This is a genomic window from Clostridium sp. DFI.1.208 (assembly GCF_024463855.1).
Taxonomy (GTDB): Bacteria; Bacillota_I; Bacilli_A; order Erysipelotrichales; family Erysipelotrichaceae; genus Clostridium_AQ.
In genome coordinates this window covers 1-14,511 of sequence record NZ_JANGCA010000017.1, presented here as the reverse complement: position 1 = coordinate 14,511, position 14,511 = coordinate 1, and the positions used below count along the sequence as shown (strand labels likewise).

Annotated in this window: 13 protein-coding genes and 1 tRNA gene; 13 read left to right on the top strand and 1 reads right to left on the bottom strand. The window is 44.2% G+C overall.

Going from position 1 to position 14,511, the window contains the following annotated elements; translation table 11 throughout:
* Positions 1-53 precede the first annotated feature (53 nt).
* Entirely contained in the window at positions 54-2,315 is a 2,262-nt protein-coding gene (gene glgP, locus NE665_RS10405; protein WP_118654645.1) for a glycogen/starch/alpha-glucan family phosphorylase, read from the top strand.
* An 8-nt stretch (positions 2,316-2,323) separates the two neighbouring features.
* Positions 2,324-3,796, top strand: a complete 1,473-nt coding sequence (malQ, locus tag NE665_RS10400; protein ID WP_117444920.1) for a 4-alpha-glucanotransferase — start codon at positions 2,324-2,326, stop codon at positions 3,794-3,796.
* 318 nt (positions 3,797-4,114) lie between these two features.
* Here malQ and NE665_RS10395 read toward each other — a convergent pair whose 3' ends face one another.
* Entirely contained in the window at positions 4,115-5,404 is a 1,290-nt protein-coding gene (locus tag NE665_RS10395) for a trypsin-like peptidase domain-containing protein (protein ID WP_117444922.1), read from the bottom strand.
* Positions 5,405-5,718: 314 nt separating this feature from the next.
* Between NE665_RS10395 and NE665_RS10390 the strand changes: the two genes are divergently transcribed.
* The 11 genes from NE665_RS10390 to NE665_RS10340 all read left to right on the top strand — a co-directional run bounded on the left by NE665_RS10390 (position 5,719) and on the right by NE665_RS10340 (position 13,809).
* Positions 5,719-7,143, top strand: coding sequence for a neurofilament protein (locus NE665_RS10390; protein ID WP_117444924.1), 1,425 nt, complete (start codon positions 5,719-5,721; stop codon positions 7,141-7,143).
* A gap of 286 nt (positions 7,144-7,429) precedes the next feature.
* Positions 7,430-7,505, top strand: a tRNA-Glu gene (locus NE665_RS10385).
* A gap of 122 nt (positions 7,506-7,627) precedes the next feature.
* On the top strand, positions 7,628-7,951 hold the full coding sequence (locus NE665_RS10380) for a hypothetical protein (protein ID WP_117444925.1): 324 nt from the start codon (positions 7,628-7,630) through the stop codon (positions 7,949-7,951).
* Positions 7,935-9,482, top strand: coding sequence for a hypothetical protein (locus NE665_RS10375; RefSeq protein WP_168388954.1), 1,548 nt, complete (start codon positions 7,935-7,937; stop codon positions 9,480-9,482). Before NE665_RS10380 ends, NE665_RS10375 begins: the two co-directional genes overlap by 17 nt.
* A 272-nt stretch (positions 9,483-9,754) precedes the next feature.
* On the top strand, positions 9,755-10,432 hold the full coding sequence (locus NE665_RS10370; protein WP_217780631.1) for a hypothetical protein: 678 nt from the start codon (positions 9,755-9,757) through the stop codon (positions 10,430-10,432).
* A gap of 45 nt (positions 10,433-10,477) precedes the next feature.
* Positions 10,478-10,705: a hypothetical protein gene (locus NE665_RS10365; protein ID WP_117445070.1), complete on the top strand. Its 228-nt coding sequence runs from the start codon at positions 10,478-10,480 to the stop codon at positions 10,703-10,705.
* Between the two features lie 179 nt (positions 10,706-10,884).
* Positions 10,885-11,376 carry a thermonuclease family protein gene (locus tag NE665_RS10360; RefSeq protein WP_009270394.1) on the top strand — a complete coding sequence of 164 codons (492 nt, stop codon included), beginning with the start codon at positions 10,885-10,887 and terminating at the stop codon, positions 11,374-11,376.
* Between the two features lie 205 nt (positions 11,377-11,581).
* On the top strand, positions 11,582-11,848 hold the full coding sequence (locus tag NE665_RS10355) for a hypothetical protein (RefSeq protein ID WP_117445068.1): 267 nt from the start codon (positions 11,582-11,584) through the stop codon (positions 11,846-11,848).
* Complete coding sequence (locus tag NE665_RS10350; RefSeq protein ID WP_009270397.1) at positions 11,845-12,009, top strand: hypothetical protein; 165 nt, start codon at positions 11,845-11,847, stop codon at positions 12,007-12,009. The genes NE665_RS10355 and NE665_RS10350 overlap by 4 nt, the downstream gene beginning before the upstream one ends.
* Before the next feature lie 59 nt (positions 12,010-12,068).
* Entirely contained in the window at positions 12,069-12,791 is a 723-nt protein-coding gene (locus NE665_RS10345) for a ParA family protein (protein ID WP_117445067.1), read from the top strand.
* Position 12,792: 1 nt separating this feature from the next.
* On the top strand, positions 12,793-13,809 hold the full coding sequence (locus NE665_RS10340; RefSeq protein WP_168388957.1) for a ParB N-terminal domain-containing protein: 1,017 nt from the start codon (positions 12,793-12,795) through the stop codon (positions 13,807-13,809).
* The last annotated feature ends 702 nt before the right edge of the window (positions 13,810-14,511 follow it).

The window sequence follows — 14,511 nt, the reverse complement described above, 5'->3', positions numbered from 1 at the left end:
TAAAATATTGATAAATGATAAACGCTTACATATTTGTATAAAGGAGGCAATTTATGACGTTCATGAGACAGGAACTGATTCAGGATATACGAGATGCAGTCGGTGAGAAGCCAACTGCCAGAACCCTATACAAGGCAATCAACAGCGCACTGCGTAAGCAGATGGCGAATATGGAGCCTATTGTATCCGAGCGAAAGCTGTATTATATTTCTGCGGAGTTTTTGCTGGGAAAGATGCTGACAAGCAATCTGATTCATATGCATGCACTAAACGAGGTAAAGGCCCTCGTCGCGGAATATGGAAGAACATGGAAGGAAATACAGGATATCGAGCAGGAGCCAAGTCTTGGAAACGGCGGACTGGGAAGATTGGCCGCATGCTTTCTGGATTCCATAGCAGAGCTGAATCTGTGTGGCGACGGTATCGGCTTATATTACCATTTCGGTCTGTTTGAGCAGCGTTTTCATAATCATAAGCAGACAGAGCTGCCAAATGCATGGATCGACAACACGGTCAGCTGGTTTGAAAAGGTGCCGGTTGATTTTCAGGTAAAGCTTCCCGACTGTACGCTGCAGCCGGTACGCTATGATATGGATGTTATCGGCTTCGATGGGAAAAAGAACCGCCTGCATCTGTTTGACGTGGAAAGCGTAGAGGAAACCATTGTCAAGGAGGGAATCCATTTTGACAAGACGGATATTCAGCATAATCTGACGCTGTTTCTGTATCCGGATGACAGTGATGAGCAGGGCAGACTGCTTCGCATCTATCAGCAGTATTTCATGGTAGCCTGCGGTGCACATATGATTCTGGAGGAGCAGAAGCAGCTGGGGCATGATCTGCACAGGCTGTATGAGCATGCCGTGATTCAGATCAATGATACCCATCCATCCCTGATCATACCGGAATTGATATATCAGCTGATGCAGGAGGGAATCCATATGAAGGAGGCGGTGCGCATAGTTGAAAAAACGTGTGCGTATACCAATCATACGATTCTGGCAGAGGCTCTGGAAACCTGGCCGATGTCCTATCTGGAAACCGTAGTTCCGCATTTATGCGGCATTTTGCAGGCACTGGATACAGCAGCAGATCAGCGCAGCAGTGCAGCTGCCGTGGCATTGATCGATGCGGACAATCGCATGCATATGGCACATATGGATATTCATTTCGGGAAAAGCGTCAACGGGGTTGCAGCGCTGCACACAGAGATACTGAAGCAAAGCGAGCTGCATGCCTTTTATGCGCTGTATCCCGAAAAATTTAACAACAAGACCAATGGCATCACCTTTACACGCTGGCTGCATGCCTGCAATACACAGCTGTATACGTATCTGATGGAGCTGCTGCATATGGATACCTGGCAGGATGAGCGCCTTGCACAGCTGCATGCCTATGCTCAGGATGCGGAGGTCATTGCACGACTGCAGGAAATTAAACAGGAAAAGAAACGGGAGTGGTGTACACATATTCAAAACAAGCAGAAGGTGGCAATCAATCCCAACAGTATTTTTGATACGCAGGTCAAGCGCCTGCATGAATACAAGCGGCAGCAGATGAATGCGCTGTGGATTATTTATAAACTGAAGGAAATCCGCAGGGGGAATCTGCCGATGCGTCCGATCACCTGTATTTTCGGAGCTAAGGCTGCACCTGCTTATACGATCGCGAAGGATATCATTCATGTGCTGCTCTGTCTGCAGGATATCATCGCACATGATGCCAAGGTATCTCCGTATCTGCAGGTTTGCTTTATTGAAAACTACAATGTGAGTGAAGCGGAGCTCATCATTCCGGCAAGTGATATATCTGAGCAGATTTCGCTGGCAAGCAAGGAGGCCAGCGGAACCGGAAACATGAAGTTTATGCTAAACGGTGCGCTGACGCTGGGGACCAGGGATGGTGCTAATGTGGAGATTGCCGATCTGGTGAAAGAGGATAATATTTATATCTTTGGTAAGAGCAGTGAAGAGGTCATTGCACATTATGAAAAGGCAGATTATTGTTCACGGGATTACTATGAACAGGATGCTATGCTGCAGGAGCTGGTGGATTATATAATCGGTGAGGAGATGCTTGCGACAGGAGATCAGGAATCACTGCATCGTTTCTATCAGGAGCTGCTGAACAAGGACTGGTTCATGACACTGCTGGATACCAGAGAGTATATAGCATGTAAGGAACAGATGCTGAAGGATTATGAAAACCGAGAGCTTTGGGGACAGAAAATGCTGCACAATATCGCATGCAGCTCCTTCTTCTCCAGCAAACGTACCATTGAGGATTATGACCGTGACATCTGGAACTTAAGATAGGAGGAATTATGGAGAGACAAACTGGAATTTTAATGCCTATTTCGTCATTGCCGGGAAATCAGGGAATCGGTGATTTCGGCAAACACACCTATCGGCTCATAGATGCCATCAGTAAGCAGCATATCCGCATCTGGCAGATTCTGCCGCTGAATCCTGTAGGCTATGGGAATTCGCCCTACCAGCCGTTTTCATCATATGCAGGGGATGAAATCTACATCAGTGTGGATACATTAGCAGATTATGGACTCCTCAAGCAAAGCTCTATTCGCAATTATAATAAATTTTCAGAAACGGTGGACTATGACGGCGTGCGTGCTTTCAAGGCACCGTATCTGAAAAAGGCATATAAGACCTTTTTGAAAATGCAGGATACCTTCTCTCAGGAATATCAGCTGTTTTGTTCCACTGCTCAGTGGCTGTATCCATATGCTGTTTTCATAACGCTGAAGAAGCATAATCAAATGGCAAGCTGGACACAGTGGCCAAAGGAACAGCGGGAATGGATTCGCAACCGGCGCTTTTCGTTGAAGGAGTTTGAGGAGGAAATCCGCTATGAGCAGTTTCTGCAGTTCATCTTCTATAAGCAATGGAATCAGGTCAAAGCATATGCGAATGCACATGGTGTGGAAATCATGGGAGATCTGCCGTTTTATGTCGGACTTGACAGTGCGGATGTCTGGCAGAATCAGGAGGACTTCCTGCTGGATCCGCAGGGAAATCCAAGTCATATCGCAGGGGTACCACCGGATTATTTCAGTGAAAACGGACAGCGCTGGGGAAACCCGATCTATAACTGGAAGCAGATGAAGAAGGATCACTATGATTTTTGGATGGAGCGTCTTGCCTGGAATCAGCAGCAGTATGATATCATCCGTCTGGATCATTTCCGTGCCTTTGATACCTATTGGAAAATACCGGCATCCTGTCCGACTGCGAAGGACGGGGAATGGATCATGGGACCTTCCTATGAGTTTTTCGATGAGGTATTTCGCAGATTTCCGGATATTCGCCTGATTGCAGAGGATTTAGGCGATTTACGCAGACAGGTTGGCAAGCTGCGTGACCATTACGATTTGATGGGGATGAATGTCATTTCCTTTGAGCTGCAGCCCAAGCTGCTCAAGAAACCCCGTAAGGAGCATATCATTTTGTATACGGGAACACATGATAATGACACACTGGAGGGCTTTTATCAGCAGCTGACACAAAATCGCCGCATTGCTCTGCGCAGATTTTTCCATAACTGCGGTTATGATAACCGGATGTTCCATGAGCTGGTAATTCGCTATTGTCTGGATAGTGCTGCCGATGTTGTAATTCTTCCAATGAGTGATATTCTCGGCCTAAAGAGTGAGGGGCGACTGAATACACCGGGAACGATTGGCAGTCCCAACTGGGAGTGGAAGGTTAAGAATCTCAAAGAATTTTATGCGCTGCTGCCTAAGCTGGGGGAATGGATTCAAACAAGCGGGCGTAGCTGATCGTCGCAAGCGTGCAGGAGGCAGAGCCTTCATACGCATGCATGTATGAGAAAATAAAACAGGGTAATCCAACGATTGAAGGTATCAATGGCAGGCTGGATTACCCTTTTCATAAACACCTGAAAGTAAAGGTTTCTTTATATCTGTGCTTTTATTGTATGCAGCACATTGCAAAATACAATAAAAGGAAAGGAAATCGAAGCAAGCGGGGCTGCCGCACATAGAAAAGGCTTTCCCATCCGTGGTGGAATGGAAAAGCCTGTTTAGATACTGCTTTTATAGTGATGCCTGTACGGTATTTCTGCGATATGATAGAAATCAGCGATTCTGGTTTGGCGCCTGCTGAGAGGAGCCCTCATCCGTAGAGGATGCTGTATTATCTGCTTCACCGAGTGTTACGGTAAAGGTTTTTGTAGAACGATCCCGCAGCACGGTAATTTTCATCGTTTCTCCTGCCTTGTGGGAATTGACGGCTGTTTTCACATCGGAGATGCTTTCCACATCCTTGTCGTCCACCTTTAAAATCTGATCGCCGGCCTGCAAGCCTGCCTTATCTGCAGCCTTGCCCTTTACTACACTGTTGATATAGACCTGTGTGCTTGTATCGGAGCTAAACGGATTGTTGCTGGTGCCAAGCGTCAGCGTCACCCCCAGTGATGCACGGCCCTTTACATAACCGTTTTCAATCAGGTTTGTTATGACATCCTTCGCACGGTCGATTGGAATGGCAAAGCCCAGCCCTTCAATATTGGAGCCGCTTGACTTGGCGTTTACGATACCGATCAATTCGCCCTGATCATTGAACAATCCACCACCGGAATTTCCCGGATTGATGGCAGCATTTGTCTGTAGAAGGTGCATGGTCTGATTGTCGATCGTAACCTCCCGATCCAGTGCGGAAATAATGCCGCTTGTTACGGTGCCGCCGAGCTCACCGAGTGGATTTCCAATAGCGACCGCCGTGTCACCGACCTCCAGCTTGGAGCTGCTGCCCATGACCGCCGGCTTCAGATTCGCTGCCTCTATTTTGATAACCGCCAGATCGGTGGATGCGTCGGTTCCGATCAGCTTGGCATCATAGGATTTTCCATCCTTGGTTGTCACCTTGATTTTACTTGCACCTTCAATGACGTGATTGTTTGTCACGATGTATCCATCCTTGCTCAGAATGACACCGCTGCCGGCACCGGATTGCACCGCCTGCTGGAAATATTCATTTGTGGAAACGGATTCCGTTTTGATTTCCACAACACTGTCCATTGCTTCGTTTGCGATATCCTTAACCGACATACTGGTTGCATTTGCAGTATTGTTCTTGGAAGAATTGGTTTTCTCAACTGCCTGATAAAGAACGGTTCCATTTCCATCGCCCTTGCTCAGCTGATATGCCAGTGTGGCACCTCCAAAGCCGCCTCCGATGGATACCAGCAGACATCCGCTGATAATGCAGGCATTGCGGTGTCGTTTGACAAACGATGGCTTCCTATCCTTCTGCGGGGCTGGCCCGGAAGCATCCATGTTCATTTCAGGGTTCTGTGTTTTTTCATTGAACGAATTCTGTTTCGTTTCTTCCTCATTATGTTCTTCATATACTTCAAAGTCTTCCATGTGTGTGTCCTCCTTTTATGCATAAGACTACAAGTGACATAGTCATTTTACGTGTCTTATTTTACAAAAACATTATCTCAGAAAAATATAGCAAATGTGTGAATTTCTTATGAATTCTGGATGGAATGTGTGAAAACATGCCGCAAAAAATCGAAAAAAACAGATTTTACGCAGAAAAACACGGAAACTTCCTTAACCATACAGACATGTTGTGCTATAATGAAAAGGGATTTTCTGAAAAGAAATGAATATCGTCTGTATTTTGCGATTAACATAAGAGAAAAGAGAAGTAAAAAAGTCGGAGGGTAAAACACATGGCTAAAACTACGAAAAAGAAAACATTGACTAAGAAATCGACAGCAAAGGCAACTACAAAGGCTGCAGCTAAGACTGAAACAAAAGCGGCACAGGAGCAGCTGAAGCTGACAGCGGAGCCGGAAGCGAAGAAAATAACCGCAGAGAAGGAACCGGAAAAAATCACAACGAAAAAGGTTGAGAAAATCACAACCGCCAAGGAGGCAGAAAAGCTGACGACAGCCCCTGCACCGGAAAAAATTGAGACAAAGGAAGCTGTAAAGCTGGAAACAAAGACAGCGAAAGCTTCAGAAAAAGCTGAAGAAAAGCTGACGGAAGCAAAAGCGGAGGCTAAGAAGAAACCGGCAGCGAAGAAAACTGCAGCAAAGAAAACAGTGAAAAAAGAAGAGAGTAAAGAGGAAGCGGCAAAGGCTGAAGAGAAGCCTGCAAAGAAAGCTGCCAAAAAATCAGCGGGAAAAACAGCAGCAGCGAAGGCGGCTGAGCCAGCAGCAAAAAAGGCTGTGAAGAAGAGCGAGGAAAAGAAGGCAGAGAAGAAGCCGGCAGTCAAAAAGCCGGCAGTCAAAAAGCCGGCAGCGAAAAAAGCTGCACCGAAAAAGGCTGATAAGGAAAAGCTGGAAGCCTATGCTGCATTGTCTTTGGACGAAGCGATTCAGAAGGCACAGGCGATGGGTGTACAGCATGTATATGAAGACTACACAAGATTCCTTCTTGATGAGGCAGACAGTAAGCAGATTGCGAAAAACATCATTGATGGAAACGCTCTATTAGACAAAGGCTTCACATATGATAAGGACGGCTTCGATACAGACTTGATTTCTGTCGTTCTGGAAAAGGTGGCAGATACCATGGATGTTAAGGCTATGGATTATAAAGAGCTGAAGAAGGATATCGCTGCATGTCTGAAGGCTGAGATGAAAGACGATGCAGAAGCAAATGCTGCGGAATACCTGAAGGAATTCAAGGTGTGTGAGAAGCTGCTGATGATCGGGCAGCGCAAAAACATTACCGATGCAGCAATCGTTAGTGATCTGATTGGTGCGGATGTGGATGCATTTGTAGCGCATTTCTTCCAGTTTGCATATGCGATTCTGCCAAGCTGGCAGTATGATGATGTAAAATTCTATGAGGATTTTGCATTCGCTGTTCTATCCCAGTACAGTGATCTGTATGAGAAATATCAGTTGAATATCCTGTTGGATGTAGCGGATCTTTATATCAAGCATGGTGATTTCGGTCATGGTGATGAATGCTACGGCTATATCCTGCGCGACAACCAGATTAAGGATTATATTTATTACCGTTTTGCTTCTGTGTATGAAAGCATTGACTTCAACAAGGCGAAAGCACTTGCCTATGAGTCATTACAGTATGTTGACGGGCGTTATACGTACTACCAGAGCATCATGGATATCATCAATAAATAAAGAAAGCTATGACCGGGAATCCTGTGATTTTCGGTCTTTCTTTATGCTGTTAATACTGGAAACCAATACCGGCAGCGAAGCAGGATTTCTCTATGCTATCGAGAATGCAAAAACAGGATAACATTATAAGTCATTTATAAATCGAGGTGTGTTTCTTATAGGCGGTGGTATATAGTATTCCCTGAGGCAATCGTGGTGTGAAAAGGAATGTTTTTTCTAAAAAATAAAAAAAACGCTTGACGTAATGGAATATTATTTGTTATACTATACAGGCAGTTAGAAGTATGGCGCGTTGGAGAAACGGTTAACTCACTTGCCTTTCACGCAAGCATTCACGGGTTCGAATCCCGTACGCGTCACCATGTACAAATTTAACGAACTATGACAAATAGTTCGTTTTTTTATAAATCTGTGGTATCTGACTATAATCTTTCCTTAAAGTTTATAGTCGGGTACCACTTTTTTGTTATTCGGAGGTAAGGATATGGCTGATAAAACGGACATTATACGCAATAAAAGAATCGTTTCTAACTTCACTCCGCAAGAAATGGAGCAAGTGGAAGAGCTTAGAACGCGAGTAAATATCAATACCTATGGAAAATTAGTTCGTGTTATCTTACTTGCCATTGCCAGAAACCCTGAGTTTGCGTTCCTTGCTTCTAAAGATGATGTTTGGGATGACTTACCTGAGGACATCAGAGAAAATATAGCATTGATTAGTAAGCTTGACGACACATTGGATATTCTGAATGATCAGGGGGTGTTCGATGGGGATGGAGAGGAGGTAAAGAATGGTCCCGGGACTTGAGTTGATAAAAAAGATCCATGCCGGTGCTGATGATACCTGTTATTCCTCCATCCTCACCACTTGGGAAGAAAAATCGAGGTATGAACGATTGGAAGAACTGATGTCTCTTTTATGTAAAGGTATGGATATGCAAACGGCTGTAAATCAGCTGCATATCACTCCGGCCGGCGCAAAAGCTTTGCTGAAGGATTGCGAACATATCCGGATGGATAAAGGAAAACGATGTATGTATGATCATATGCTACAGACCTCTATCTTTCTGGACCAATGTGAAGAAATGATATGCGCTCAAGCGGAAGATGTCTATTACTCACTCAATAGCTTTTATAAGCCTAAGAAAGCAGGCAGTAATGTCAGACATATCAATGCTATGGTATTGGATTTTGACTATTACAAGGATGACAGGTTTATGGACTGGGAAGCTGAAAGATTTTATAAAAAGAAGATTAAGGACAAGCTTCCCTTCCCTCCGACTGCTGTCATGGATTCCGGTCGTGGTCTTTATGTCATCTATGCATTCCAGCACTGTTCCTACCATATGGAAGGTCTCTACAGAGCCATCATGAAGGCGTTCTATATCCGTTTTGAAGAATTATGCATCGATGCCGGTGCGATGCTCATCACGCAGGTGATACGACTACCCGGTACGATCAACAGTAAATCCGGAAGACAGGTAAGGATCCTGCAGTATGAGGATACGGATTACCGTATCCAGGATTTCATTGAAATGCTCCCCTGGTCAGTGATGGAGGTCAAGCAACATCGGCTGAAAAAGGAAAAAAAGAAAAAGCCGGAGAAGGAAGTGAAAAAGGACATATCGGCAAGGAAACCTTATTTTAAAGATTTCTATGAAGACATGCGAAAGCTGATCATCCTAAGGAATCATAACTGCCAGTATGAAGGATACCGAGAGTTGCTGCTATATCTTGTAAGAGAAAGAGCCGTCTGGTCGGGATATACGATCAAGGAATCGGTCGACCTTGCTATGGAGCTGAATAAGGAGATGCATCAGCCCTTGTCTGAAAAGGAAGTGGAAACTGTTTGCAGACCATCGCCGGGGAGACACAAATGTTCGATTGCGAAGATCATCGAAAAACTGAATATCGTGGTGGTTGAGCAAAAAAGGCTAAGAGTACTTAAGCGGAAGTGGTTGAAGAAATCAGAGTATGCCAAAAGGAAACGCAAGAATACACTGACGAATCTAACACCCAAACAGCAGGAGATCCTGGAAAGGAGAACGAGAGTATGTGAACTGAAGAACGTACATCATCTGAAGAACAAAGATATCGCCGATATCCTTGCGGTCGACAGATCTCTAGTCACGAGGGACCTGCAGCATATCAAGCAGAATCCCTCCAGATTCAAGATCTTATTAAAAGATTACATGGATAGGCTGAAGGAAAGAAGAGAAACCGATGACTATCGACTACGGCTCACCTATCAAAGGCAACAACAGCTTGAAAAATGGATGGGGTATGCACAGACAGCCCTGGATTACCTAGTACGTGATCTGGATGTGTCCGTGACCTAAACACAAGCGGAAACGAGGGCTATAGAAATACGTTAATTTAGCAGGTATGCCTAAACCTATATCGAAGAAACAACTCCTAAAACGGCTGAAAACAAGCCGTGGCGCATGTACTCAGATGTGCAGAGATAAGGGAGTTGCAAAAAAATAGGCAGCATTGAAAAATCTGTGCAAGGGTGTTTTCGAAGAAGTATGACAACCATAAGTTTCCTCTTAAATAGCCTTTTGAGGGGCATCCCCTTGCTGACGAAAACGAAAGAAAGAAGGACAAGAACATGAAAGAATACAGCATAAAACTAAGACTTACGGCAACAGAGGCAGAACAGCTCGTAAAAGCTGCAGCACAGCACGATCAGAAGGTTTCCGAACTCCTGGAATCCTTCGTATACGACTTGGTTTCTTCCGATGAGCATCGTGGAGGAGATGAGGAGACGGAAGCAGCACAACAGTGGTATCAGCGATGCAATGAGGCGTTATACCTACATCATACGACCTCATTAACAGAAACGGAAGCACTGCAACAGGCGGAAACGGATGCACAGAAGCGCTGCATACAGGAAGCTTTTCAGCACGTTCCTCTTTACTTTGAAGCATGGATCAAAGCTACGATGGCAGAGGATGGCGTGATCATGGAAGATCAGGATCATGAGCGTGTACACTTTTTTATCAATACATATAATACTGTCGAATTTGACGGTGGATACGGAAACAGCTGTAATGATTTGGAGCGTGTCTGTACATATGAAAAGATCACATGGGATGAGGTAGAAGCTCGCCTGCGCAGCTACACGAAAGAGCATCAACAGGAATTACAGTATCACCTGCGAGAATGTTTCAAACAACTGCCAAAGCAAGACGACAGTATCGACTATGTGCAGATAAAGATGACGAGGGATATATATCGTCTGGAAGCGATGCTGCGTGAGATCCTTGGAAACTTCTGTTATGAGTGAGCCACTGTTCGAATTGGATGAAACAGGAGAAGGAGGTAGTGTGACATGAAGAAAGCAAAGACAGGAAGTGTCCCTGCATGGGTACTATCACATCTGAAAAGATACGGTAATTGTGCCATCGGAAGGAAGATCGCAAAAGAACTCGGAGATGAATTATTACCCCTCCTGCGAGAAGAGGGTTACGTTTGTGAGTTCCTCACGATCGATCATACTGGGGAAGGAAAAAGCGGAACGACCTACCTCGTCAGATGCCTATGCGGAAACAGAAGATAACAGCTGTACTTCATATGTTGCGCTACTTACATCAAGGCTGTGTCGGATATGCACAACATATTGAAATGCAGAAATGGATTCGACAAAAAGGATTGCATAACGTCTATCACTTCATGTGGGAAACCTTCCAAGATGCTTGGAAGAGGTGAAAGCGTCATGAATAGAAAGGAAAAACGGAAATGATGAAAAAAATCAGACGTATCATCATCGTATCGGCAATCATACTATCAGCCGCATTACCAGGATTGAAGAAACTGCAGCCGTTGGAACAGGAAGGCGTGAAGCTGACAAAATGTACGGATGGCGATACCGCCCATTTCATGATCGATGGGCAAGATACGACGGTGCGATTCCTAGCCATCGATACACCGGAGACGAAAAAGCCAAACACGCCGGTACAACCCTATGGCAAAGAAGCAAGCCAATATACATGTGATGCCCTTAGCAGCGCAAAAGAGATCCGTTTGGAATATGAAAAAGAAAAGACCGATAAGTACGGAAGGTGTCTGGCGTGGGTGTTCGTAGATGATGAATTACTGCAGGAAAAGCTCATACGAAAGGGATACGCCAAAGTAGCGTACCTATACGATGAGTATACGTATACCGGCAGATTGCAAAAAGCAGAGAAAGAAGCGAAAGAGCGAGAGCTGGGTCTATGGGATAAGGAATAAGGAGAATTTTATGAATGAAAAAGAGAACCCACACGTATAAGTTTACGATTTATTTTGATCGTAATGCAAATTGTGAATGTGAGACTGAAGAAATATCTTACGAGGAACTCACAAAGATGTTGAATATGCCAGTGAAACAGGCATTGAATAAGTTTGGATATATAAATTTAAGAATAGAAGTATTAGACCATGAGGAGATGAAATTATGTCACATACAAAACAATATGAGCTGATCATAGAGCGTGCAAAGGATTTGCAGATCATACAGATGGAGGAGGATCTTCTCAGTATCATGATGGATCTTGAAAGTGCAGATGAGACGTTCCACGTACGTTGGGATGACTTATTGGCCGCAGATGATTTTAACTTCGTACATGATGTTTGCGGCATCCGGAATCACATCGTCCGGGATGATTTTCCATCACATGGTTTTGGATACTTCGTACCACGTTTTGCGGGAGATAGGACATGATGATCCTGCGGTTAGAATTCGTACACGAAAGTGAAAGGACACAACTTCTAAAGAAGATCCGGGAGGATTATATCATCGTGGAAGAAAGTAAGGTGACCCCTTCCAAAAAGAAAAACAGCAAGAAGCTGCTGCAATTCATAGAAATAGAGAAACGGGTCTAGCGGTACCACGCACTGGTACAACGAAAACGAAAACAGAAACGTAAAGAGGAGAAACAGAAATGAATAAAATCATCGCTATAACGAATAGAAAAGGTGGCAGTGGAAAGACCACGACTGCTAAGAATCTAGCATATGACCTCACACTGAAAGGTAAGCGGGTACTGCTTATCGATCTAGACCCACAGTGCAATGCGACCGAAGGTCTTACACGCAGAAAATATAAGAGAACGGTCATCGGGATGCTGCAATGGATGCCGGTACGGAAGTGTATCTACAAAACAAGATTCAAAGATTTGGATATCCTGCCAGGGAATGATTATCTTGCAAGTACAGAGGTACAGGACAATATCTTGATAAAACAGGTATTACCGGTCCGAGAGGATTATGATCACATCATCATCGATACATCCCCCTATTTCAATAAGCTCACCGCAGAGATACTGAAGATCAGTGACTTAGTCATCATCCCTACTCTGCTGGAAGATGATTCCATGAAAGGAGTCATGACGACGATCCTGGAATTGATGGCATTGTTCGGGGATACGATCCGCTGTAAGGTCTTGGCGACGATGGTTGACGACAGCAGATTTGCCGAGAATCTATTAACAGCCTTGAAAAAGGATGTCGGAATCTTGTGTTTTGATACCTTTATCCGAGAGAATCACATAGCAGTAAGAAGAGCCAGAAAGCGTCAGGTACCGCTCTCCTATCGCTATCGGTATACATCGAAAGCCGCCCGAGACTATGAAAGACTTACGGCAGAATTACTGGAGGTGATATGATATGGCGAAGAAAAGTATCCTCGGGGAATTCATGCAAAGTTCTGCAGGAAAGAAGCTGGGCTTTGACAATCACATCAAGAACATCCATTATACTAAAATCAAGCGACCACAACGAAATCGCGAATTAAGAAGAATCGATGAATTGGCTGAAGATATCCGGGAGGACGGTCTGGAAAATAACCTTCTGGTACGAAAGATAGAAGATGACAGATACGAAGTAGAACTGATCGGAGGGGAACGCCGATATTCTGCGATCCTGCGGAATATCGAATATGGAGATAGGACCTATGAATATATCCCCTGTAAGGTCTTGACGATGAGTGATATAGACGCACGGAAACGTTTGATCTTGAACAATATGGAAAATGATCCGTTGACGAATGCCGAAAAACTGGAAGCTGTCGAGGAACTGAAAGAGATATACAAAGCAAAGAAGGAGGCCGGTGAAAACATCCCGGGGCGTATCCAGACGATCATCGCAAGTGAGATGGGGCTGAAGAAATCCCAGATAGCCAATTATGAAAAGATCCTGAATCATGCATCAGAGGAAGTCAGAGAGAGCATCCGGAAAGAAGAACTGCCTCTGGATGCAGCTGTGACACTGGTGGATCTGGATGAGGAGGAACAACGCCGATTTCTGAACGAACATGATACCTACAGTAAGAAAGCGGTGGAATCTTACAAAGAAGCAAAGCATGCGCAAGAGCAGCCGATCGAAAAGCAACTCTATTATGATGAATACGATGAGATCCAAGAAATCGATATAGAGGATGTAGATCAAAGGAAGGATACAGAGGTTGATGAAATCTTAGAAAGTGAAGCATGGGACAGCAGAACAGATACGCCCCCTATTGAAACAATCGAGGATATCATGACAGATATCGTCAATAGCATGGAGAAACTGGAGACGAAACTTCGTGGCGTCGAATTCCGTGACGAATATGCACAGTTTCAAAAGATCCAACGAGAGATCGATACATTGATGGAAAGATTAGGTCTGGTCTATGAAGAAGCGTAAGTTCTATGTCTTTGTACCAGTCACTAGTGCAAAGGAAAGAGGTCTTCGATGTATGAATCCTTATCATTGGAATCGTATGTATTTCATTCAGCGTATTGTCATATGCCCTTTGCAAGGTAAGTGATGAAGCTGATAGACGAGCAGGATATGACGAATAAAAAATGTACCAGTCACTGGTACATTCGAGCATTCCTACCATACATCTTATGAAAAAGATCCGATAAGATGGATATTCATATGAAAAGGTGTCATGAGCCATATCTCGGCATAAACATAAGAACCACATATGGAGCGGAGAAAATCATGCTAATGTTCCCGGAATACATCATCGTTCTCGGAAACAGATGAAATTGTGAAAATCAGTCAGTACTGTAAAAAGTTGAGATTCTTTTCCGCAATATCCCATCTTCTGGACGATCGTAGAAACATGAGAGTAAAATGTAATAAAGAAGTTCTTCTGTATGCATGGATCAGGCCTCTACGATCGGCTACAAGCTAGGATATGATCCTCTTATAATTATAACAGATAAGAAAGAAAAAGCCAGAATAATGCAAGGCAATCGTACCAATCACTGGCTGAAGTGAAAAGTTAAATTCCACTTTCAAAGTAGCTAAGTAGAAAAGACTCTTACACAACAATCTAGTTGAATTTACACTTACAATTGCATTTAGTCTTTCATATATCCTTTTTTATATCTATGA